The organism is Aliiglaciecola sp. NS0011-25 (genome assembly GCF_040370605.1).
GTDB lineage: Bacteria > Pseudomonadota > Gammaproteobacteria > Enterobacterales > Alteromonadaceae > Aliiglaciecola > Aliiglaciecola lipolytica_A.
On the sequence record NZ_BAABWR010000017.1, the window covers coordinates 34890 to 59535 of the forward strand.

The following is a 24646-nucleotide window of genomic DNA, read 5'->3' on the forward strand; positions in this document are numbered from 1 at the left end:
GACCGGTAACTGTTACACAGGGAGCGTAGATAGCGGTGATTAGAATGTAGAATAAAAGCAGCCTTTTAAAGGCTGCTTGATTTGCAAAAAATTTCCAATTAGTTACCCATTAAAATGTCCCACTTTTGTATATAAATCTTTGATTGATTGCTCATTGCTTATATCTACAATATGGTCAACATTTCCTGAGCGACCTGCGGCTGTTACAGGATTTTGGTTTGTAACACTCCAGTCCGGCCATTTAGGCTTGTGAACCTAAATGCTCCTTGTAACGATACACGGGGGGTATTGCTTCCAAACTTGACTCAGATATCACAACGTTTTATGGTCAAACAAAACATATGTTGACCTTCAATGTTGAGTGAAATTACACAGCTTCTTAGAAGGCGAAAAAAGATAGTCAACTCAAGCACTTTCTACCCCAAAATGCTTATTTTGTTGTGCTGTGTATTTATTATTTCACCAACTAGCGCCCATGTTATTAAAGAAAATAGCAATCATCATGATCTTGATGTGATAGTCGACCTACCATTTGCAACTGCCTTTGAACGCAAGGGTATTAATCTCCTCAATTGGCAGCATTGGCCTTATAGTCGTTATGCTAGTCATCATCCAAGAATTTGTCACAGTGGCGACCATCCATTCTGATCCTGACGCTTTCGCGCTTAAACAGGTTAAACAAGACTCATTCAACCTAACGACGCTTAAGGTAAATGTTGGAAAGGAAAAAGAGCTTAAGTTACTCGAACTACTGAAATCAAGTCAAATGAAGGGCTTTGCAGTAATGAATGGCGGCAAGTTAGTTTTTGAAACTTATGATCAAGGTATGCAAAAGCACTATATTCAAGTTTTAAAATCTCCCTCAAAAACGTTTACCCTATGGACTACTTGGAGAAGTAGAGGAATACAAAAATCATGTATGGATGTTGAGAGACGACAACTTGCCAAACACCAGTGGTTCATTCGGCCAATTTATTTTTGCTGATTACAACAATCAAACCGTTATAGTCTTTTGGGCAAACTGTTCGAACAATAGTCATTTAGAAAATAATGAAAAATACCTGCGAATTGTCCGTGCGATTGGCAAGCGAATTAGCCAAAAAGGTGTCCACTAATATTATGCTAAGACTGTCAAAGTCGTTAACCTGAATATGTCTTTTTAGAGAGCATGTTACAAACATCTATGGTGACATTTGGAAATTATAACCGTTAAGTGGAATGAGCGTAGCTCACCTGAATGCCCACAGATCAAACCTAAACCGCTTCTGAAAAGATAGTTACGAAATGTCCGCTTCTAATAATTAAGCAAATTTTTACGAGACCCATATGCCCTTATCTGACACATAGTTGAAGTTGTGCAACGAGCGAGCACCAGTCGTACTTGACAGCTATGGCATTTGCTCAAAGATCACGCCCTGAGTTCTACCATCACTAACATCTACTTTAATTACTTTGCCACTTTCGTCACGTATAAACGTCAAGTCGCTCTCTAGAAAGCCCAGCGAGCTAAATACATCCTTCTCAGTTGGCGTTAATTTTAATTCAGGAGAGCCATACAGTTTAAGCATTAATTGGTCATCTTGGTTCACGCTAATGGTATAAAGTACTTCAAGTTCGTCAGAAAAGTATCGCCCCGTATACTCCAATAATTGCGCCCTAGAGGGCTCGACCAATGTTAACTTTTCAAATTCATAGTCGGTTCCGCCAGCCTGAACTGTTAGCCCTGCAACCTTATTACTTTCGATGTGGTAAGAGATATTAAATCGTCCATCGCTAGTAGTGAACTCAGTGTTAGATTGTGTGATAAGGGGAGTAGTCCCCCCCCCATTAAACTCCATTTTTAACTGCTTATCAGTAGCTTGCATGATGATATTCAGGCCAAGCGTTTCTGACTTGAATGTGCCTGCTAACAAATCAAGTTGTTCTGTTGAAAGCGATACAGAATCGCTCTTTGATTCTTGTGACGCATTATCTTCAGACTCTTCCATAAAATATTGTTTAAAAAATAAATCGGCAATTTTATCTGCAATGCTTAAACTAAAAGTTGCGTTATTGCTGTTAACAAACACACCTTTTTTAATTTCAGGGTAGTACATATAGGCGGTTAAATGTGCCATATCGCCACCATTGTGTGAGTATCTAATCAAGCCTTTATCTTCCTCTACACCCAGCCCTAGCGCGTAGGTGAGTTTTTCGCCGCTATTGAGTGTGCCAATAGTGGTAAGTTTTTCAATAACATCAGCTCCCCCTAATGTTTTGGCATTGAAGTTATTGGACCATTTGGCCATATCTGCTGCTGTGGTATAAATTCCTCCGGCGCCTGGTGCTGTATATAAATCCCCAGTTTCACGATAGCCGTGTTTGCCTGCATCATATCCCTGTGTCGCGTTGTGAATAATATGCCCAGGGTCCCTTCTGACGTAAGTACTGTGCATGCCAAGTGGGATAAAAACATTGTCTTTCATCCACACCGGAAAAGACTGCTCGGTAATACGTTCTACAACGTGGGTCAGCAACACAAAAGCGGTATTGTTGTAATTCATTTTTTCGCCCGGTGAAGCTTGCAACTTAGGTTGCTTCTGGACAATTTCTATCGCTTGCTGCTTGTCGATGTAATCTTCACCATGCCATCCTCGCATTGCTAGAAGACCGAACATTTCCCGTAATCCATTGGTGTGATTTAGTAAATTTTTAACGGTAATGGTTTCCCCAAAATCAGGTAGCTCAGGTAAATATTTGCGAATATCGTCATCTAAGTTAAGTTTGCCTTGTTGCTCTAATAGTAAAACACCCATTGCCGTGAATTGTTTGGATACAGAGCCTATATTGGTAGGCATATTAACTTGAAAAGGAATATCAAAGGCAAGGTTGGCCATACCCAACGATAAGCTGTGAGAGATCTTTCCATCTTCAATTATTCCTGCGACCACGCCAGGTGTGTAATCATTATCATACGCAATAAGTAATTGCTTTAATCTACTCTCTGGCTTGTTTGCGATGGGCTCATTCACGTGAAGCTGTATCGTGTAGCCACCAGTATTATTTTCCCTATTATTTTTTTCAACCTCGTTTTCAGCTGCACTGACAGTGATGCGGTATTTACCTGTTTGTTGGGTGTCAAAGGTGAAATGCTCTATGCCTTTTTGCGTTCTATTAATATTTTGTATTTCTATTCCAGATGGATCGAAAATTTGTACCTTTACATTCAAACTTTGTTGATTTACTTCACCAAATATAAAGTGGTTGTCAGCCGTCTCAATAATATATTCATGTGTTTCACTTTTAGTTAGCTGGGCATGCCTTGGGGCAGCCTTAATTGTCAAAGCGTCGGTTGAAAGGCCTTGATTTTTAACTATATCTTTGTGAGGTTGTGCGGCGCATGCGCATACAAAAAAAACGACTAAGGCAAAAAAATAATGTGATTTCATAGACTAATCCCTTAAGCAGTAAAAATCAGTATGGTTGACGCTGATTTATAAATCAAATTACTTACGATTGTGCTGACTATGAATCAATGGGGACGGAGCCAATGAGATGACCTGTTTTCGGACCTACAACAGTTAATTAAGATCTCACTCTAGCAAGGCAGACCAAGGCACAACCCGATCGTCGCTGGTTAATACAAGTCTCGTCGATAACGTCCGTTTGCTAACAATGCTGATGTATTTTCCTGCCCTAGATACTCGGTTAACACTTGATGAACGCCGTCACCCATTCCGGCTTTATTACCACAGACGTATATGTCTGCTCCTTTATGTACCATGGTTTTCAGTTTTTCTGAATTGATATGAATAATATCTTGCACGTAGGCTGGCTCTTGAGGGGCTCTTGAGTACGCAAAATGTAAATCAGTAATCAAACCACTTTGTTGCCAACTCTCCAATTCACCCTTGAGCATATTGTCGTTTTGTGGGTCGCGTTCGCCATAAATCAGCCATACCGGCCCAGTTTTTCTTTCAATCGCTCGTTGTGCGAGTTGCGCACGTAAGCCCGCTAATCCGCTGCCTGCGCCGATCAAGATTAATGGACGTATTGCACTTTTAATGTGACAGCGACTATTCGCGCGAATAGTTCCTTTGGAAATATCGCCAATTTTACTGAATTGAGTAAGCCAACCGGAGCCGATTCCAGGTTTACCATCAGGGGAGGTCTGTAGTCTGACAATTAATTTAAGTACGTTTTCATGGTGTGCAGAAGCGACTGAGTATTCTCTATTTGGCAGAGGGACTAATGAGCTTAACCAAATCGCTGGGGGAGTATGCTTAGAAGTAAAACGCTTTGGCAATACAACAGTGCTTAAGTGTTGTTTTAGCGGTTGACTCAGGCCATTTTTAGTTACCAGCATACGACCATCTAGCTGATGTTTGTTTAACCAATTCTCAATATTTTTTGCATCATTGCGTGGCTGAATAGAAATCACATCACCAGCTTGCCAACTAGGAAGTTCAGATTTCACGCTAAAAGTCAGTAAATACAAAGGCGGATTATCACTTTTAGGATTGAGACATTGGCGATCGATGAGTTGCCAATCGCAGAAATGATCCGCTGCCTGTTCAGTTTCAGTTAGCGGCATATTTTGACTATCAAGTTCAATCACTTCAGCTTTAGATTTAGCGCCCAAATTGGCTAAACCGCTATGCAAATTGTGACCAAATGCACAAAAGTGTTCATATGTACTATCGCCTAGAGCAGTGACTGAATATTGTAAATGTGACAAATCAATAGCTGACTTTTTGGATAGTATATCTTGATAAAAACGCTGACCATTATCTGGTGGCTCGCCGTTTCCGTAGGTGCTGACCACAAAATGGGCCTGTTTAGTGGCCTGCAAGGCTTGTTTGTTAACTTGGTCAAGAGGCAGTAAATTGACTGCCTCTTGCGTGCCGAGTTGTTGGGCTTTTTTAGTTGCTAATGCTGCAGCCGAACCACTTTGACTGGCATAGGCAATTAACGTTGAAGCGGCTAAATTAATTTTAGGTTGCGTGCGCTTGTGGCGCACATACAACCCGATACACCAAAATAACCACGCTAAGGTTAAAAAAAACGCCAGACTAATTCGCACTGTTTCGTTCAAAAGATATCTTCCGAGTTTGGTTACATTGGTAACACTTCAAGTGTTGCTGCGTAACTTCCTGTGCGCTTAGTTGCTGGCGCTGAAACCTGATCATCTTCATATTCAGCTTCTAAAAAGTAACGTCCAGCAGTTGGCCAAGTTACTACAAATTGACCTTTATCGTTGGTGGTTAGTTTAATTTCGTTTTGTTGATTACGGTAACGAACTCCATCAGGAATGATTTCAATAGAGGCACCTTTTGCGGGTTTGCCATCAATTAAAAGTGTAAATGTAGCGGCCTCACCGGCATATAAATCATTTGGGTGAGTCAGCGGGACCATTTCTAATCCTTGATTGGTAGGGGCAAAAACGTCGTCGCTTGGTGAACCTAAGGTTACAAAGGTTTCAACCCGACGATAACTGCGGCTAACTCGTAATTTTTTTGCGTCCTTAGGAACAGCTGTGGCGAATTCAGAATCCTGAGCTGTTTGTCCACGTCTTGGCCACATTTTACGTTTACCATCTTCGTCTTCCCACATAGCACGTAAACCGCCGCTGCTGGTGGCTAGCTTGTATGTGCCTTCTTGATTCAATTGAATATCAAAGGTACTGCGATATTGACCTTTTGCCGCATTTAGAAGTTCTACGGCGTTACCTTGAGGTCCATATGCCTTCACGCCGGCTAGATTCATGGCTACGTGATCAGGAAAAAATAATGTATTGGAAATTGCTGCGTCAAAGGTCACATAAGGCGCATCGCCTGACAATACTGTCGAACTAGGCAACATCCATGCTCTATGCGCTTGGGCTTGCATCGCGACTGAAGCAGTTAGCATGCCCGCAGCTAAAAGTTTTAATAAATGTGTGGTTTTCATGTAATTTACTCCAGTAAATGGTTAATCGTTAGTCTGTAAATTCAAGCTAATATTACCCAGCTCTGATTTACCGCTTTTATAAATAGGTAAAGTAGAAGTATCTAGCGGTAACGTCAGTGGTATCTCTATCAACTCTCTGCCACCGACTTCTCGTGCCGCTTCAATGCGTAATTTATAATCCCCAGGCTCTAGCCCTTTCAATTCATCTTTATCTAGGTCGATACTAATTTGATGACTTCCTGGGCCTCTTGTGGCCGACGTTAGGCCATCGTAGGGTAAATTCAAGCTGCGCCCCCCTCTGCGCCACCATTGGCGCATGTCTTTCAACCATTCCTGACCTTCATTGTCTGCCATCTTAACGTCATACCATACTGCGATTTGGGTAGATTTTCGGGCCTTGTTTTCCAACCAAACGGCGACGTAAGGACTATGATATTCAGCTACATTTAACTGCGGGATATCGACCTCAAGTGCTAACTTCTGACTATTCGCATAACTAGAAAACATGCTTAAAGTAGCGCTTATAATTAATAACTTTTTGGGTATGAACATATAGTTACTCTTTTAGTGAATAAACAGCAGCATAAGCACTAGCGGGATTAACACTCCTAAAGCCGCTAATGGCGCTGTTGACTGCCTATGGGAAGATTGACGCCACAACAAAATTAAGCCAGTGCCACTAAAAATAATGCAACCACCGGCAAAGATATCGATAAACCAACGCCAAACCGTGCCGCTGTCGCGGCCTTTATGTAAATCATTGAAGTATGCTAACCAGCCTCTGTCCGTATCTTCGTAAACAAATTCCCCAGTTTCGGCATCGAGGGCCAACCAAGCGTCACCCCCAGGACGGGGCAATGGCAGATAAAATTCTGTGCCATCCCATTCGCTGCTGTAGTGACTTGGCAGAACAATTTGATGATTTGAATAGAGCCAGTCTTCGATTTCAACAGATAGCTTTTGCGGTTGTTCACTTGCACTTAACCACTGCTGCATAATGACATCTGGCACCTGTTCTTCTACGCTATTAAATGTAGGTTGGGCTGGTATGTCAGCTGCATGGTTAAGGGTAATGCCAGTTACTGCGAAAAGTAGCATACCCGCCATACATACAGAGGCGCTAATCCAATGCCACTGCCTAACTGTACCCAATGAAAATCCCATTGCCCTACCTTATGTCTAATATTGTTAAGCTAATTTACTTATAAACTTAATGGCACCGTCTGAAACATCAATGCCATTTAACAATGCTGGCAACCTCGATTTTTGTTGATTTGCGAGGGCTAAAATTTATCGCCGAAATACTACATAAAATTAACCGTAATGTAAATATGAATACGAACCATTCTCAATAGAGGGCGTGGAGAGGGGAGAAATTGCGTGTTACTGGATAATTTAATTAGGTTTTTTGCGGCTTTAAACAAAAAAGACCTTTTAACTAAAAGGTCTCTTAAACTATAAATGCTATTTAAGTTGGATTGTGTAAATTGGCTTTATTGAGATTGAGAAGGAAGTTCAGATTGAAATTTGACAATTTGATCTAACAACCCAATCAGCAACTGAGCTCCGGTTCCTGATGCAATTCCATCAAATACGTTTTCGACATTTTTACCTTGCTGACCACCTGCTAAATCACTCACTGAGCGTATTACAATCCAATCTACGTCATTTACAAAACACACTTGCCCAACTGCAGCTGATTCCATTTCTGCGACTTGCGCATCATAGACCCGTTGTAGCCAATTTCGATATTCGGCATTATCTAAAAACACTGAGCCGGTAACTCCATTACCACCTACCTTTATATTGATAGGGTGTCCAGAAGGCATTTTTATATCGTCCATTGAAGATAGGGCTTTGTGGGTTAAATCTAATAGTTCTGGGGTGACGGTGAAATAGGGCATCTGTCGCGGTTCTGACCAGCCTTGTTTAATCACTGACATTTCTTCAGGATGAATAAAACCAATATTTTCATATGCAGGCGCATTAGGATCATTCTGTTCACGCTCCTCGTAGCGTTTTAGCGCATGTTCGTAATAGTCTGGCAGTATATAACCCCCTTTATTATCTGCTTGTGGATTAGCGTAAACGGATTCATCATGAAAGTACCAACGTTCAGGAATGGCGATGTCACCGGGTTGAAAAGCCGGGTTCACGCCACCTGCTATTCCCATCATTACAACTCTATCAATTGGAAAGTAGTCTAATGCCATTTGCATCGTCATTGCTGCGTTAGGCACGCTAATGCCGGTGGTAAAGATCACAATAGGCTCACCTTTAAAGTGTCCTAACTGATATTTAACGCCTTTTATGGTCAATGTTTGCTCAATCTGGGCATCAGGTATTTTCGAAAAAGCCGCGTCGATAGCTTGGATCTCTGGTGAATATGCTGCGACTATTGCGGTCCATTTTTCGCCATTTGGAAACTCTCTAGGACCATATTTTTCTGCGTTTTGCGGTGAAGCAAAACAATTAACAGTGAAGATAACAATAAACAAGGTAGAAATTTTGAACATTTTTGGGATCCTGTGAAGGTTTGAACACGTCTAATCGCTAGCAGGTTGCTCGATTTGAATTTGAAACAGTGTCTAACGAGATTAATAGATCAATCAAGTGAAGTCTTTGAAGGATATGGAGCAACAACAGGACATCATTAAAAACGTCAGAAACAAAGTAAGTGCAGCTCAAAAAGCAAAAAGTACACCAAATTTAGAGTTTAAAATTTATGTTGAAAATATTCCCCAAATTGAGTGAGTTATGAGCATTAAAATAGTATCTCTGCTAAAATCGTATTGGTTCAAGTGAATTGGTAAATTATGAAATTACTATTGATTTTAATTTTTATATCGGTTGCATTCCCTGTGAAATCGAAAGATTACACTGTCAATATTTTGGATTTATTTAAAGACGATATTGAAGCGACGCATCTTACTCAATATTACACCGATATTTATCAGGCAGTGGATATCACGCCTTCGTTTACATTTTATCCGTCAAAACGAGGATTGAAGATGGTCAACGAAGGAACTTTAGATGCTGAAGGGTTTCGGCTTGATGTGGTAGGGGAGCACTTTAGTCAATTAATTAAAATCGATGAGTCTATCGGACATTTGCAGATTGGATTTTTTTTGTTTAAATAAAAATGATTGTAAAGTTGATGAATCTTCTATCGTCGGCGTTTTATCTAGTTTCCGCGGTGCAGTAGACTTTTGTGCTGAATCTAGCATTGAGTGCCATTTTATTGAAAACATTAATTCAATAGCAAAAAAATTGGATACCGGACTGTTGGATGCAATTTTTGCCACCGATATAGAAGCGCAAAAAATACTATGTGCATCTAGCTATGATTCGTTTCAATTTTTACCCAGCCAAGTATCTAAACTGCCACTTTATCACTATGTCAATAAGCGACATTTAAGCTTGAAACAAGGGTTGGAAAAATCCATACGTGAGGCAAAAAACAATGGCAAGCTTGCCATTCAATTTTCCAATCATACACTTACTAATCTAAGTTGCGAAAAGACTGTAACCTTCATCACTCCCTAATCTTTAGAGTATATTGGAATTGGGATTTGCTGTCTTTTTTTCGATACACGGCCAATATCTGAAATACTGCCAAATGTCAGTAAACTATGATTCTGAAAAGCTAAAAGGGAAATAGGGCGCACCAAAATGGGGCGATGGAGCTGGCAGTGTGCAATAAATATTGTTCGTCTTAGCCGATTCTCATATTAAAAAGTAAAAAATAGCCTGATATTTGTCAACAGATTGTTAGTTGTCTATTTAAAGTGGTTTTGCTTATTATCAATCAATGTCTTCCAGCATTTATATATCGCAGTGGCTTAATAATTGCTTTGTTAACAGTAATGTTGATTTTAAGCGCTTAAACAAATTCACAGTACTAATTTATAGGTGATAAGGCCCGTCGACTTTTTATTCATTGGTTAAAAAGTGTTGATTAGTTATAAGCAATTTAGATTACAAAGCGATTAGCTTATTTTTCGTTCTGTTTCCCAATTTAGGATATACATGTTAGAAACTTTTACCATCATATTAACCGTTTTAATATTCGCTTTGGTTTTCGTTAGAGCTTATACGAGAATTACGGACCGTATTAGGTTGATCCGCGCTCTGGATGTGATTACCCAACTCCGCAGTTTAATCGGCAACTTGCAGCGTCACCGAGGACTCAGTGTCGGCTATTTAAATGGTAATCTGCGAGTCGAGCCATTAATTATTGAGTTGCGCCAAAAAATTGATCTAGGGATAGTAAATTTAGACAAAGATGACGTATTTAACAAACAGTCTCGCTGGCTGAGTTTTATTGACCATTGGCCACGTCTTGAAAAAAATGGTTTTTCGTTAACTATCGCAGAGAGTTTTACGCAACATACTAGTTTGATAGAAAACCTCTTAAGGTTAATGGAAGTTGCTGCTGATGATTGGAAAAAGACGCACAAGTTACCCAGAGAAATTTTAGACCTGCAATGTATTTGGAAAGAGTTACCTATGGCTGTCGAGTTTATCGGTCAGGCAAGATCAATAGGAATCGCCGTTGCCTCCTCAGGTGAGATAACCAATATGGACAAAAACAAGCTGAAATATCTTGAACAGAAAATTCAAGAATACTCGATGACTTCTTTTAGCCTATTGGCCGGCCTTTCAAATGAGGAGAGCAAACGTTTAATCGTTGAAGCCAGAAACGCGTGTAAAATATTGACTGGGACTATTAAACAGGAACTCATCCAACCTACAGATATTAATATTGATGGCGACAGCTATTTCACTATGGCCAGCAATACAATGGAATCAATGAACAGCCTTCTAGATAACGAAATTAAGCGAATTAAAGCTTACACCTAAAATAGTCATGGTAGTAAAAGCCCCATTTCCCTCGTTGATTTTCCCCACTGACTTGCTAAAGTCAGTGGGGTTGCAGTTTATAAAGTTAATTCATGGAGAAGCAATGGTGTTTGGATTTCGCAATAAATTAGGTTTCGGACTGTTGATCTGCGCCAGCATTTTGAGCCATTCTGTTTATGCTGATACGTTGCGTTGTGGCTCAAAGTTAATTAAAACCGGTGACACTACCTTGGATGTAATTTTAACCTGTGGCGAACCTAGTTTTAAAGAAGACTTAACTACCCAGCAGAAAAAACACCGTGGCGTTAAACTAGAGCGCTATCTTTACAAGCAACCAAAAGGTCAATTTCATAAGATTTTGGAATTTCGAGACGGAGTGCTTATTAAAATAGAGAATGGCCCAAGAAGTTAAGTTGCTCGTCTTATTCCCCTTCAAAACCTCGTTCTGCTGTATATAAGTCGCTAAATAAACGCGTTTCAGCTGTTGCTAAACAACCTTTTTACTCTTGTTTTCGGTCTCATAAATTTGCTTATGGCTATTATTGTTACCTTTTAACTAGGCGTGCCGAGACGAACCTTAGTTTATGTTGTAGAGTTGTAGTTCAAGAGTTGTTAATTGACCGCATTTAGGGTTCATTGCTACTATGCAAAACAACAGATTAAAATGATTGTTTTTGATAAAAGTAATCGCTAAAAGATCAACTAAACTTCACATACTTTGCCCTTTAGACGTTTATTCCTGTCTCGGTTAAGCTAACGATTTTAGTTTAAATATTAAACGCGTGTTAGGCTGAGAATTCCTTCCATGAAAACAAAAGTAATCTTTAACAATGGCAAAATGCTGTAAGGACAAGGCTCCGCTTGAATGAATAACAATATTAAAAATGTTTTTGAAGCAGTACCAAATAATTTGTTAGTCATCGGAGAATATAATTTCTGGTTGGTTGCCCTGTCGGTATTTATTGCAATGTTTGCTTCTTTCATGGCATTTCAAGTGGGGTACCAAGCCGCTAATTCGTTATCGCCTAAACGGCGACAATTAGCATTGATGGTTAGTAGCATCGCCTTGGGAGGTGGTGTTTGGTCGATGCATTTTATTGGTATGTTGGCATTTGATTTATGTACTGATGTCAATTATGGCATGTCGTTAACACTGATTTCATTGATACCTGCGATCGCTGCGTCTTGGGTCGCTCAAAACCTTCTCATGCAAGAGAACATAAGTCGAGCGCAATTGATATTAGGCGGGATTTTGGTAGGGTCAGGCATAGGCTCTATGCATTATATTGGAATGGCGGCTATGGAAATGGCGCCATTACTTCGTTATGACTTACCAATGTTTATGCTATCTATTTTAGTCGCAGTTGGCTTAGCTTTTGTCGCACTTTATTTTCGTTTTGGCTTAGATAAGTTTACCCAAATTAAGTTAAGTGAATTTTCTAAGATGTGCATAGCCAGTGTGGTAATGGGGATCGCTATATCCGCTATGCATTATACCGGCATGGCCGCAGCCCGTTTTGTGCTACCTGAAGGAATGGAGTTATCACAGCAATCTGAACACATTTCACTTTTCCTCGCACTTACTATCGCGTTTATTACAGTTGTTATTATCGCGCTGGTAATTGCGCTGAATTTCGTTTTCAAATATAAAGATATTTCAGCTCGTTCGTTACAGAATGAAAAGCGCCTAGTAGCAACTATGGATACCGCCGTAGATGGAATCATCACTATCGATGAATGGGGCAAAGTAATCAGTGTAAATCGTTCAGTCGAGAGCTTATTGGGTTGGTCGGCAGAGGATTTAATTGGTAAAAACGTCAACAAAGTTGTTCCCGCTCCACATCATGACCAACATGATAGCTACATCAGTAATTATTTGCGCACCAGAGAAGCTAAAATTATTGGTGCAAGCAGAGACGTTGAGGCTCTTACTAAGCAAGGGCAAACTATTCCCGTCAGATTATATATAGGTCACGTTGAAATTGAAAACCAACACCTATTTGTTGCGTTTTTACGTGATTTACGTGGAAGACTAAAACTACAATCTGAGATACGCGAAAACGAAACGCGTTTTCGTTCGCTGTTGAGTAACCTACCAGGCATAGCTTATCGTTGTTTAAATCAAGCAGAATGGCCATTTTTATTTATCAGTGATGAAGTGGAGAATATCCTCGGCTACCCTGCAAAAGACTTTATTTTACCCAAAGGGCAACGTCGTTTTGCGGATTTTATTCACCCTGATGATAACGAACATATTATGGAAACCGATTTTGATAACCCTGATGGGTTTGTGATTGATTATCGAGTTATTGATAGGTTTGGTGAGACGAAATGGATGCTGGGCTATGGTCGCGCGATTAGCAGCGAAGATGGCAGTGAAAATTATCTTGATGGGTTTATTATGGATATCACCCAACGCAAATCTATCGAGCAAGAGTTGGTGCAGGCTAAGAACAAAGCCGAACAAGCAGCCTCTGCTCGTGCTGCTTTCCTAGCGAATATGAGTCATGAAATTCGCACTCCCATGAATGCTGTTGTTGGCTTTAGCGATATTCTGCTTGATAGTGAACTATCTTCAACCCAGAAAAAGCATGTCACTACGATTAATCAATCCGCTAAATCTTTGATGCATATTCTGAATGATATTTTGGATAGCGCTAAGTTAGATAAAGGCAAGTTTCAATTAGAATATCGCGATTTTTCTATCGTCGAAGAAATTGATGCCGTGGTATCAACTTTATGGCTACAAGCCCAGCGAAAAGGGGTCTCTATCGATCTTGAAATCGCCACTGATATCACCGGTAACTATAATGGTGTGCCTGATCGAATTCGCCAAATTCTAACCAATATAGTCGGCAATGCGGTCAAGTTTACCCACAAGGGTAGCGTCACTATTATGTTGTCAAAACATACTGATGAGATGGTCAAATTTGAAATAAAAGATACCGGTATTGGTATGTCAGAAGAACAATTGCAAAACGTTTTTGAAGCCTTTGAGCAAGCTGACGAATCAATGAGTCGACGCTTTGGTGGCACAGGTCTTGGCACGACTATCAGTAAACAGTTGGTTGAGCTGATGGGGGGAAGTATTTCCGCTACGAGTCAATTGAATATTGGCTCCGTATTTACCTTCACGCTGCCACTTAAGAAAGTCGACGGTAAAAGCCAAAAAGCCGCAAAACTATTGCCAACCAAACTGCCCAAGTTACGCATTTTAGTGGTTGATGATCTGCAACAGAACATTGATTTACTAACGATTTTGTTAACTCGTGCTGAGCATACTGTTATTACCGCTCGCGACGGGGAACAAGCCCTGATTCGGATGCGAAATGACAAACCTGACGTGGTACTGATGGATATTCAAATGCCAGTGATGGACGGGCTAAGCGCGGCACAAAAACGCAGGGAGCAAGAACAGCTAGAAAAATTACGGCATATTCCCATTGTTGCGCTAACGGCCAGTGTGCTAGAAAAAGATCGTCTGTCTGCTTTAGAAGCGGGAATGGAGGGGTTTGCTAACAAACCTGTTAACTTTGAACTGCTTACTTTTGAAATTGCTAAAGTATTGAAGTTACATCGAGATGTCGATGACACTATTTCTGTCGAACAACAGTTGGACCACTTATTATCAATAGATATTGATAAAGGCACGAAATTATGGGGCTCTAAAACCACGTTATTTCAACAAGTCAGTGAGTTTATTCGCGACTGTGAAGCCAAATTAGAACAATTAACGTTTTTTATTGAAATCGCAGAATGGTCTGAACTTGAACAAAGCGTTCATGCATTGAAAGGAGTTGCAGGCAACTTATCATTAGCTAAATTTGCGGGGATTGCGTCTGAGCTGGAAAATAATATCGAAAAAGCCGACGCTACAAACTTGCTTAAAATGGTTCAATCTATGATGGATGAGCTGCATAAAATTGCAAAAATTATCGGTATGCGAAATCAACAGATGAACCAAGGTTTGGTTGAAGAAGATGAATTCTTGAGTAATGACGCTTTGTTACTAGTATTAGATCAATTAGTTGAGATTGTCAGAAAAAATGAGTTTGATGAATTACTAATTGATAAATTGTCGTCACAGAATAAGCATCCATTGTTTGCAAAAATGGTTGAAATTGTCGAAGTCTTAAATGATTTCGAATTCGAAAAAGCAATTAATTTAATTGAACAAATGCAAAGTGAATTGCGCGTCAGTTAGAGATGGGAATAGACTATGTATACAGCAGTTAATCGACAAAAACTTCTGGTGGTAGATGATGAACCCGCTAACCTGAGGATACTGAATCAAATCTTAAGAGAGTCTTATTCTCTAACCTTTGCGAAAAGCGGATTTGAAGCACTTGATCTGGTCGAAAAAGTTAAACCCGATTTAATCTTGTTAGACGTTATGATGCCAGGAATGACTGGATATGAAGTATGCACCGCGCTTAAATCCAACGATTTAACCAAACATCTTCCAGTCATTTTTATTACTGCGTTAGTGGATGCTACAGACGAAGCTAAAGGGTTTGAAGTGGGCGCGGTAGATTACATATCCAAGCCTATTTCCCCAGCTGTAGTAAAAGCCCGTGTCGCTACTCATTTATCTTTAGTCGATGCAGAGGAGTTGCGTCGCACACGTTTGCAAGTTATCCAACGCTTGGGTCGAGCATCAGAATATAAAGACAACGAAACCGGAATGCACGTAGTTCGCATGAGTCATTATTCTAGATTATTAGCTCTGGCTTATGGATTTTCTGAGAGTGCGGCAGATGACTTATTTCACGCTGCGCCTATGCATGATATCGGAAAAATAGGTATCCCAGATAGAATAATGCTCAAACCGGCACGGCTTACTGTTGAAGAATTCGAGATAATGAAAAAGCACCCAGAAATTGGCGCTGAGATTTTAGGTGAATCGGATTCAGAACTCATCGATTTAGCAAAAGTCGTCTCTTTGACTCATCACGAAAAATGGGATGGTAGCGGCTACCCTAAAGGGTTGTCTGGAGAAGATATACCTATTCATGGTCGTATTGTCGCATTAGCCGATGTTTTCGATGCGCTCACTAGCAAACGTCCATACAAAGAAGCTTGGACAATTGAAAAGACCATGGAGTTTTTGCAAGAACAAAAGGGTAAACATTTTGATCCCAAAATCGTTGAGCTATTTCAGCAAAATTTAGACAAAATGTTGGACGTGAAAAACCGTTTTCAAGAAGACTAGTTTTAAACAACCAAATAGCCATTAGAACCTGCTGCGCAAAGGTTAATCTAGGTTGTCTTAAAGACGCGATAAGCTATTAATCAATGATGTTCCCTAGCGTGCTGAATAATTTCACTGGCAATGCTGGGAATCAGCTGCACTGGTAGGTCATGTCCCATTCCAGGGTAAATTTTCAGTTTACTATTTGGGATTGACTCAGCTGTCGCCCTTCCGCCCGCCACATGCACTAATTTATCACTGTCACCGTGGATTACTAAACTTGGCGTGGTTATTTTGGAAAGTGCTGGCTCTCTATTTTCAGCGGCTAAAATAGCCAAAAATTGTCTCGCCGCCCCTCTGGAAGGTATGCCTCGTTGTAGCATGCTCTGGACGTAATTTTGTAGATATGGGCTAGCGGCCGGATAGTCGGGACTTTCTATGGCGCGCCACTTTGATACATGGTGGTTTAGCACATCTTCGAACTGGCGTGACTTGGGTCTACTGATTAAAAGCGGCCTAATTGATCTATGCACAGTTGGTAACTCTGGGTTTCCAGTGGTGGACATAATCGAGGTTAATGTTTTAATTTGCTGAGGATGATGAATCGCTAACAATTGCGCGATCATCCCCCCCATTGACGCGCCAACTACATGCACCTTGGGAAGGTAAAGTTCATCGATTAATGCACTAACATCTTTTGCCATATCATGCAGCTGGTATGGGACCTTGAGAGACCGCCCCATTTTGTATTTAAACAACGTCCAAACTAAATTAGGCAAACCTAAGTGATTTAAGTTTCCAGAGCGACCAATATCACGATTATCTAACAATAATACTTGGAAGTTAGCGGCTACCAAAAGATTGATTAGTTCTATTGGCCAGCCGGTTAACGGAGTGCTTAAACCATGAATGAGTAAGATGGTAGTATTTGATGGTATTCCATGTAGCTGATAGGCAATATTTACACCGTTAACCTTGACTAACTTCTCTTGCATTGATTACTCCCAATATATTGTAATTCTTTAATAAAAGAATTTTTACCCACAAGTATTTTATGGGAAAAAATTAAACCCAACTGTCGGTAGTAATACTTACCATGATGATTTTTAACGTTTTATTCTAGCAATTAGCATACTGTTTGAATTGTTTTGTTTGGCTTTTATGTTAGTTTATTTTTAATAATAAAAATAAACAGCATCACTAAAGCGTATTTACTCGGGACGGGGTTGATTAAACAGTGTTATAAAATCTAATTGAGCAAAATTATTCGAGCTTTAGCTGAAAATACATGTCGCCTCATTGAGGCCGCAAAACACTGTCATATTCGCACTACACCGTCATATTGACGGTTCAAATTGAGAAGTTGTAATGTTTAACCGTGACCTAAAACAAAAAATAGTTACCTTAGAAAACTCCTTGAGCGAACAGGTTTCATTAGTCAATTCAATCCAAAATCATGTTGCTTATATTGAATTTACTCCCGATGGAACGGTTTTGATGGCCAACTCGTTATTTCTTTCCGTAGTTCAATTTAACAATGATGAAATTGTAGGACGACATCATCGTATGTTCTGCGACAATGAGTATGTTAATTCTAGAGGATATTATGAGTTTTGGCAGAAGCTGCAATCAGGCGAAAGTTTTTCAGGGACGTTTCCAAGGCTAAATAAACATGGCCAACAATTATGGTTAGATGCAACGTATTTTCCGATTGTTCATGCCGGTAAAGTGACTAAAATAGTTAAAATTGCGACGGATGTGACCCAACAATATACCGCGTTACAGACTCAACTTGCGATAAGTAAAGCCCTAGATTTGTCAATGGCGGTCATAGAGTTTACTCCTCAAGGGAATATTTTATATGCCAATCAAAACTTTTTACAAACCATGGACTGCACGCTAGAAGATATACAAGGAGAACATCACAGAATCTTTTGTTCAGATAAGTTTTATCAAGACAACCCGACTTTTTGGGATGATTTAGAAAGTGGCAAGCTAACCTCTGGAATGTTTGTCAGGAAATCGTTTAGTGGTCAAGAAATATGGTTAGAAGCCACTTATAACCCGATAAAGTCAGAGACCGGGGAAGTTATTAAAGTCATTAAGTTTGCTGCAGATATTTCCGACCGGGTGAAACAAAACTTAGCTGTGTCTGAAGCAGCAGAAGTGGCTTACTCTACTGCAGTTGAAACTGCTCAAATTGCTATGCAAGGTTCAGAAACGTTAAAAAATGCCGTTCTTAATTCCAGCGCAATAGAGCAAGAAGTTATAGAGTCTGTAAAGTTAATTGAAAGCTTGGGCAATCAGTCAAATTTGATTGGTAGTATTGTCTCGACAATAAGCTCTATCGCCGATCAAACTAACTTGTTAGCACTGAATGCCGCAATTGAAGCAGCAAGGGCTGGGGATACAGGGCGAGGTTTTGCGGTTGTCGCGGATGAAGTTCGTCAACTGGCTGCTCGCACAAGTAATTCTACCAATGAAATTGGCGATGTGGTGCGTTTGAATCAAGAATTGACGGATGAGGTTACTCGTCATATCAATTCCGTTTCTGATACCACAAAAAAAGGCACAGACTTATTACAAGCAGTTGAAACGGCCATTCATGAAATTAAAGAGGGCGCTGAAAATGTATCTCGTTCTGTCGCAGGGTTATCTGACAATACTCAATAGTTTTACTCAGAAAATTGTAAAACTGGAATGTCATGTATTGCCTCTAAAATCGCAAAATGAGACATAACTCTAGCTTGCTGTTTTTAGTGGGGTGGGGGTTCCATAGGTCAAACCATAACCGATGGGGAATTTTATTTGGTAGCTGGCATTGTCTGCGTCTGTGGCATCCAGAGAATTTTCAGGCCAGCTGAAACTCAGTTGCCCTGAGAAGGAGGCATCACCAAATATAACATCTGCGATACCTGCGCCTTCTGATCCCGGCAGCCAAGCTGCTACAAAGGCCGCAGATTGGTCCAACTCAGGATTAATTAGCAATGGCCTACCGGAAACCAACAAAGTCACTACGGGTATTCCTTTGTTAACTAACAAATCAATAGTTTTCATCGCCAGAGGGTCAATCATGCTTAACGCTAAAGAGTTACCTGATGCCGACTGGATTTGTAGTTTTCCATTTATTTGTTTACCTGACTCGAACATCACATTGTCACTATAACGAATGTCGCCTAGTCCTTCTGCATAAGGCCGCTCGCCTACAATCACTATTGCGACATCAAAATCTTGCGGTTTGACTGCGGCTATTTTTGACTCGGGTATCAATTCAGCGTTAGCGTTGAGTGCTTTGATCCCCTGCCAGATTGAGGTTGCAGCTGGAAATTCTTGATTACCATCAATGCCTTGCCAAGAAAGTGTAAAACCACCGCATTGATGACCTATATTGTCTGCATTGGTTCCTGTTACCAACACCCTTGCTTGTTTGCTAATTGGTAAGATGGCGTGTTGATTCTTTAGTAACACCAATGATTTTTGAACCGCTTCACGGGCAATATCACGATGCAGCTTTGAACCAAAATTAGCATCTTTTGCCAATGCACGCTTTGATGGTTGAGGTTTATCAAATAACCCGGCAGCCATTTTGACTGATAAAATTCTTCGTACAGCGTCATTTATACGTTCAATTGAAACCGTTCCTAATTCCACATGGGCGCTTAAATGTTCAATAAATTCTTTCCAATTATCAGGCACCATGAACATGTCTATCCCTGCATTGACCCCTTGCGCTACCGCCAAATAAAAGTCTGCAGCAAGATCATCGATTCCCTGCATATCGGAAATTAGAAATCCTGGAAATTGCATTTTTTGTTTTAAAACACTGGTGAGTAGATGGCCATGGCCGTGACACTTGTCACCATTCCAACTGCTAAAAGAGACCATAATAGACAGTGCGCCAGCTTCAATTGCTTGGTAGTAGGGGCGGATGTGAATTCGTTCTAAATCTTGCCAATCGAGTAATGTATCTCCCTGATCGATTCCATGCTTAGTGCCGCCATCACCGATCCAGTGTTTAGCGCAAGCTAGCACTCCAGAATGGGTTAAGTCGGTTTGTAGGCCTGTGATCATTGCGCTGGCAAATTGACAGACTAAATTAGTATCCTCGGAAAAACTTTCATAGGTTCGCCCCCAATGATAGTCCTGAGCAACGGCTAAATTAGGTGAAAAAACCCAATCGACACCCACTGCGCAAACTTCTTTGGCAGTTACCCTTGCGATGTTTTCAATAAGCTCAAAGTCTGCACTTGCCCCTAAGCCAATATTGTGTGGGAAAATGACCGCATCTTTAACGTTGTTGTTACCGTGTATCCCATCGACACCATAAATAATCGGGATAGCTAAGTGGTTTTCATCGGCTTTCATTGACGCCAGCCAATAGGCGTCGGTCATATCCAACCAGTCTTGTAATTCGTTGTTACTTGGAGCTGAACCTGCTGCACTTAAAACTGAACCAATATGATATTGATATATCTCCTCTGCAGAGCAAGTAGAGCGCTCTGTTTGAGTCATTTGACCGATCTTTTGCGGCAATGTCATCGACGATAGAAGTGTCTCCACATGGTCAATTATTTGCTGATTAAATCCGCTATTTAGTTTAACCATTGGTTAATACAAACTCCGTTATTAAGCTCGCTTTGGCGCTACCTGAAATCCATAATTGAAATTTACCAGCTTCAATATTCAATTGCATGTGACGATCATAGAATGCCAACTCAGATTGTTCCAGTGTAAAAACAACATCGACTTTTTGACCAGAAGGAATAAAAACACGTTTAAACTGTTTGAGCTCTTTTACTGGGCGGGTGACACTGCCAACTAAATCTCGAACATACACTTGTACAATTTCTTCTGCAGCATAGCGTCCGGCATTTTTGATGGTCACTTGGGCTTTGATTTGTTCGCCAGATGAGAAGGACTTTTTGTTCAAAGTTAAATTCGTATATTCAAAATACCCATAGGATAACCCGAAACCAAACTCAAAAAGAGGCGAGAAATGGGTATCCAAATGCGTTGCTGCCATACCCAGTGAGGTTTGTGGGGAGCGCTCAGGAACATCATTCATGTGAATGCATTGTTCTTCGGTAGCCGGTTTACCGCTATGCTTTTGGTTGTAATAAATTGGAATTTGCCCCACTTTTCGGGGAAATGAGACTGTTAATTTTCCCGATGGCGATGACTTTCCTAATAGTAAATCGGAAATCGCAGGTCCTCCCATAGTGCCTGGGTGCCAAGCATAAAGAATACTATCGACCTTATCCAAAATGGGTTCTATGGTGAGTGGTCTTCCTGCCATAATTACCAGTACTATAGGTTTACCAGTAGCGGCGATTTTCTCGATTAACCACTGCTGTTGTCCCGGTAAATCAAGCTCAGCGCGGCAATGGGCTTCGCCAGATAAAATGGATTCCTCCCCCAAACATAAAACCACAACATCTGACTTTTTGGCTATCTCGATGGCGTCGAAAGCTAAATCAGTATTGTGAGTTCGGGTATTTTGTAATCCTTTGGCGTAATTTAGCGTTACCTGTTCACCCAAGGCATCGTTAAGGGCCTGTCTAAGGGTAATACTATGTTCTTCTTCACCATCAAAAATCCAAGTGCCTAGTTGCTCGTAACCGTCATCCGCCAAAGGTCCAATTAAGCCAATACTGGTTAATTTTTTACAGTTTAGCGGTAACCTTTGGTTATTGTTTTGCAGTAGTACGCAGCTTTTTAGCGCTAATTGTTTGGCTATTTCTAAGTCGTTATTGTCGTAATACAAGGGGCCTTGTTGATGGGCTCTGCGCTTTTCGTGTGCCTCATAGTCAAGATCGAATAGGCCTAACTTTTCTTTTAAATGAAGTATTCTGAGTACCCGCTGATCAATTTCTTGTTCACTCACCTTGTTGTTTTCAAGCAAGCTCGAAAGATTTTCACGATAGGTAGTGCTGACCATTTCCATGTCAATACCCGCGTCAAATGCTGTGAAGGCGGACTCTTCAGCGTTTTCGGTCAAACCATGAATTTGTAATTGTGCTATGGATTCCCAATCACTCACTACAAATCCTTGATAATGCCACTCTTTACGTAATATTGAGTCCATTAGCCATTTATTACCACTGGCAGGTAAACCGTCTAAATCACTGAAAGACGACATAAAGGTGGCAACACCTGCATCGGCGGCGGCTTTAAAGGGCGGGAAATAAATATTACGTAGCTCATTTTGTGGAATATTGGTGGTGCAATAATCTCGACCACTTTCCGAAGCTCCGTAGCCTACAAAGTGTTTCGCACAGGCGGCAATGGCTGTTGAACTCTGCAAGTTATCGCCCTGAAAACCTTCCACCATGGCCACTCCCATTATCGAAGATAACACAGGATCTTCACCAAAACTTTCAGCTATACGTCCCCAGCGAGGGTCGCGACTAATATCTATCATCGGAGCAAACGTCCAATTAATCCCCACATTTGAGGCTTCTTTGCCGGCAATTTGTGCGGCTTTTTTTACTAATACTGGATCCCAACTTGCTGCTTGGCCCAACGGAATTGGGAATATTGTTTTGAAGCCATGGATCACGTCTCTGCCGACTAACAGCGGAATCCCTAATCGACTTTCTGTTGTGGCAATACGTTGCAGTTTCGACAGTGTCTTCGCACAGACTTCATTAATGACTGAGCCCACAAGCCCGTCTCTGACATCTTGTTCAAGTTGTACACTGTCGTTGCCCATTACTTGGCTAAGCTGTCCAATCTTCTCATCTATATGCATTTTTGAGAGAAGGTGAGTGATTCTGTCAGAGTAACTAACAGCTACACAGTTCGATGATGAAGGTTGGTCAGTTGAAAGCATAGATTTGCCTGATTCCATAAAGAAAAACTCTTCGCTAAGACGACAACGTCTTGTGAAGAGCCTTTGTTAACGTTTTTATCATTAACCTTAACCCCCTTATACAACAATTCAAATTAAACAAGCCAAAGTGGACTAGCCGAGAGTTAAGGCGGTCGGTTGCTACTCTTCCTTCTGAATAGCCCTTTACACAAAGTTCCTTGCTTAATCACTTTGCCCGTTTGACCGCTTCGACGTGTGTATTGCCACAACTTACCGTTTTTCGTTTGTCTGGCGCTCGATAAAATGTAATTTTATTGTTAACTAGTTTTATGCTGCCCGTTAATTCGAGCGCTCAACCTTAACCTGATACACACCGGAATCATTTCAATGACCAAGAGTAATGTCGCGACTTCTGCCCAAAGCGCTATTCAGGTAACCGCAAATCGAGACAAAATTCCCTTATTGCGCAAGTTCATTTACGGCTTAGGCGCACTGGTTAATAACCTGCTTGGTGCGGCAATTGGCGGAATGGTTATTGTGCTAAATTTAGGTTTAGCCATGAATCCGGCGTTGGTTGGTTTGGTAAGTGCGTTACCGCGGCTAACAGATGCGTTAACTGATCCATTGATGGGATATATCAGTGATAACACCAAAACTAAGTGGGGACGCAGGCGGCCCTATATATTTTGTGGGGCTATCGCGGCTGGGATTATCTATGCATTGATTTGGCAATTGCCTAGAGAACAAAGTGAAATGTTCTATTTCTGGTTTTTTCTCATCGGTTCTTTGTTTTTTTATTTGGCCTACACGGTATTTGCAACGCCTTACATCGCTTTAGGTTATGAATTAACCCCTGACTATCATGAACGCACCCGCTTAATGGCAGTGCAAAACTTCATGGGCCAAATGGCATATCTCATGGCTCCGTGGTTTTTGTGGTTCATGCAAAACGATAAGTTGTTCGATGACATGATTCAAGGCGCGGGGTGGCTGGCTATTATTATTGGTTCCTTTACGATTTTTGTGGGTATTTTGCCTGCGATATTCTTAAAAGAACCTAATTTGGCGATTTTGGATAAACCCGCTCAAACCGACACTGAAATTCTCAGTCCTGGTATTAAGGGGTTTTTCCAAGGGTTTGGCGAGGCCTTGAAAAATAAACCTTTTCTGTGCCTATGTGGCGCTACTTTTTTGGTCTTTAATGGCTTTATGATGGTTTCTTCGTTCCAGTTTTACGTGATTATTTATTATGTTTTTGCTGGTGATACTAACCTCGGTTCAGAGTACGCTGGTTGGGCGGGCACTCTTTCTGCAGTCTCTACATTTTGTGTCATATTCATCACCGCAAAACTCTCTACTTTATATGGCAAGCGTAAAGCGTTTTTCATTGCCATTGGATTTTCCATCGTTGGTTACGGATTAAAGTGGTTCTGTTATACACCTGAAAACCCTTGGTTGATTCTTATTCCTGTGCCTTTTATTTCATTTGGCTTAGGAGGTTTATTCACACTTATGGGCTCGATGATTGCTGATGTATGTGATTTTGATGAACTAAAGACATTTGCTCGTCGCGAGGGGATGTTCGGTTCGATTTATTGGTGGGTGGTTAAATTGGGCATGGCCGTGGCGCTAGCAGCTGGTGGTTTTATTCTGATTGCTACGGGGTTTGATGTTGAACTTGGCGGAGAACAATCGCACACGACTATCACCTTGATGCGTTTGGCTGATGCGGGCATCCCAATTGTATGTTCGCTGATTGCAATAGGGTTAATCGTGATTTATCCAATCACGGAAACCACAGCTAGACAAGTTCGCGACCAGTTAGAAGCACGTAGAGGTAAAGTATAGACTTT

19 protein-coding genes and 1 pseudogene are annotated in these 24646 nt (G+C 40.9%); 10 read left to right on the top strand and 10 right to left on the bottom strand.

The features are described 5' to 3' along the window. Nucleotides 1-108: 108 nt before the first annotated feature. Nucleotides 109-219: pseudogene (locus ABWV72_RS15095) on the bottom strand (short chain dehydrogenase); the annotation flags it as partial. Nucleotides 220-598: 379 nt separating this feature from the next. Between ABWV72_RS15095 and ABWV72_RS15100 the strand changes: the two are divergent. Next, nucleotides 599-985 (top strand): hypothetical protein, encoded by a 387-nt coding sequence (locus ABWV72_RS15100; RefSeq protein WP_353371496.1) that lies wholly within the window; start codon nucleotides 599-601, stop codon nucleotides 983-985. Between the two features lie 403 nt (nucleotides 986-1388). On the opposite strand, the gene ABWV72_RS15105 is transcribed toward ABWV72_RS15100, so the two are convergent. From ABWV72_RS15105 to ABWV72_RS15130, 6 genes are all read right to left on the bottom strand, one after another. Next, entirely contained in the window at nucleotides 1389-3428 is a 2040-nt protein-coding gene (locus ABWV72_RS15105; protein ID WP_353371498.1) for a serine hydrolase domain-containing protein, read from the bottom strand. A 188-nt stretch (nucleotides 3429-3616) separates the two neighbouring features. Next, a complete protein-coding gene (locus ABWV72_RS15110) occupies nucleotides 3617-5074 on the bottom strand; it encodes a flavodoxin domain-containing protein (RefSeq protein ID WP_353371500.1) in 1458 nt (485 codons plus the stop codon). Between the two features lie 20 nt (nucleotides 5075-5094). Continuing rightward, nucleotides 5095-5928 (bottom strand): DUF4198 domain-containing protein, encoded by an 834-nt coding sequence (locus ABWV72_RS15115; RefSeq protein WP_353371502.1) that lies wholly within the window; start codon nucleotides 5926-5928, stop codon nucleotides 5095-5097. A gap of 21 nt (nucleotides 5929-5949) precedes the next feature. Next, nucleotides 5950-6480: a DUF2271 domain-containing protein gene (locus ABWV72_RS15120; protein WP_353371504.1), complete on the bottom strand. Its 531-nt coding sequence runs from the start codon at nucleotides 6478-6480 to the stop codon at nucleotides 5950-5952. Between the two features lie 12 nt (nucleotides 6481-6492). Beyond that, nucleotides 6493-7092 (bottom strand): PepSY-associated TM helix domain-containing protein, encoded by a 600-nt coding sequence (locus tag ABWV72_RS15125; RefSeq protein WP_216049603.1) that lies wholly within the window; start codon nucleotides 7090-7092, stop codon nucleotides 6493-6495. Between the two features lie 329 nt (nucleotides 7093-7421). Further along, nucleotides 7422-8444, bottom strand: a complete 1023-nt coding sequence (locus ABWV72_RS15130; RefSeq protein ID WP_353371506.1) for a 5'-methylthioadenosine/S-adenosylhomocysteine nucleosidase family protein — start codon at nucleotides 8442-8444, stop codon at nucleotides 7422-7424. 97 nt (nucleotides 8445-8541) lie between these two features. On the opposite strand from ABWV72_RS15130, the gene ABWV72_RS15135 reads away from it, so the two are divergent. From ABWV72_RS15135 to ABWV72_RS15165, 7 genes are all read left to right on the top strand, one after another. Next, on the top strand, nucleotides 8542-8682 hold the full coding sequence (locus tag ABWV72_RS15135) for a hypothetical protein (RefSeq protein WP_342805057.1): 141 nt from the start codon (nucleotides 8542-8544) through the stop codon (nucleotides 8680-8682). 62 nt (nucleotides 8683-8744) lie between these two features. After that, nucleotides 8745-9068 (top strand): hypothetical protein, encoded by a 324-nt coding sequence (locus tag ABWV72_RS15140; RefSeq protein ID WP_353371508.1) that lies wholly within the window; start codon nucleotides 8745-8747, stop codon nucleotides 9066-9068. After that, a complete protein-coding gene (locus ABWV72_RS15145; RefSeq protein WP_353371510.1) occupies nucleotides 9046-9474 on the top strand; it encodes a transporter substrate-binding domain-containing protein in 429 nt (142 codons plus the stop codon). The genes ABWV72_RS15140 and ABWV72_RS15145 overlap by 23 nt, the downstream gene beginning before the upstream one ends. A gap of 483 nt (nucleotides 9475-9957) precedes the next feature. Further along, nucleotides 9958-10791, top strand: coding sequence for a nitrate- and nitrite sensing domain-containing protein (locus ABWV72_RS15150; protein ID WP_353371512.1), 834 nt, complete (start codon nucleotides 9958-9960; stop codon nucleotides 10789-10791). Nucleotides 10792-10798: 7 nt separating this feature from the next. Continuing rightward, nucleotides 10799-11203, top strand: a complete 405-nt coding sequence (locus ABWV72_RS15155) for a DUF2845 domain-containing protein (RefSeq protein ID WP_216049608.1) — start codon at nucleotides 10799-10801, stop codon at nucleotides 11201-11203. Between the two features lie 453 nt (nucleotides 11204-11656). Continuing rightward, nucleotides 11657-14995, top strand: a complete 3339-nt coding sequence (locus tag ABWV72_RS15160; RefSeq protein ID WP_353371514.1) for an MHYT domain-containing protein — start codon at nucleotides 11657-11659, stop codon at nucleotides 14993-14995. A gap of 15 nt (nucleotides 14996-15010) precedes the next feature. Next, the gene (locus tag ABWV72_RS15165) at nucleotides 15011-16003 is read left to right on the top strand and encodes a response regulator (protein WP_216049610.1); all 993 of its coding nucleotides are present in this window, start codon (nucleotides 15011-15013) and stop codon (nucleotides 16001-16003) included. A gap of 80 nt (nucleotides 16004-16083) precedes the next feature. On the opposite strand, the gene ABWV72_RS15170 is transcribed toward ABWV72_RS15165, so the two are convergent. Further along, on the bottom strand, nucleotides 16084-16977 hold the full coding sequence (locus ABWV72_RS15170; RefSeq protein WP_353371517.1) for an alpha/beta fold hydrolase: 894 nt from the start codon (nucleotides 16975-16977) through the stop codon (nucleotides 16084-16086). A gap of 373 nt (nucleotides 16978-17350) precedes the next feature. Between ABWV72_RS15170 and ABWV72_RS15175 the strand changes: the two genes are divergently transcribed. Continuing rightward, entirely contained in the window at nucleotides 17351-18655 is a 1305-nt protein-coding gene (locus ABWV72_RS15175; protein WP_353371519.1) for a methyl-accepting chemotaxis protein, read from the top strand. 69 nt (nucleotides 18656-18724) lie between these two features. On the opposite strand, the gene ABWV72_RS15180 is transcribed toward ABWV72_RS15175, so the two are convergent. Next, complete coding sequence (locus ABWV72_RS15180) at nucleotides 18725-20587, bottom strand: glycoside hydrolase family 3 protein (protein ID WP_353371521.1); 1863 nt, start codon at nucleotides 20585-20587, stop codon at nucleotides 18725-18727. Then, nucleotides 20580-22832 (bottom strand): glycoside hydrolase family 3 N-terminal domain-containing protein, encoded by a 2253-nt coding sequence (locus tag ABWV72_RS15185; protein ID WP_342805049.1) that lies wholly within the window; start codon nucleotides 22830-22832, stop codon nucleotides 20580-20582. The genes ABWV72_RS15180 and ABWV72_RS15185 overlap by 8 nt, the downstream gene beginning before the upstream one ends. A 348-nt stretch (nucleotides 22833-23180) precedes the next feature. Between ABWV72_RS15185 and ABWV72_RS15190 the strand changes: the two genes are divergently transcribed. Beyond that, a complete protein-coding gene (locus tag ABWV72_RS15190) occupies nucleotides 23181-24641 on the top strand; it encodes an MFS transporter (protein WP_353371523.1) in 1461 nt (486 codons plus the stop codon). Nucleotides 24642-24646 lie beyond the last annotated feature (5 nt).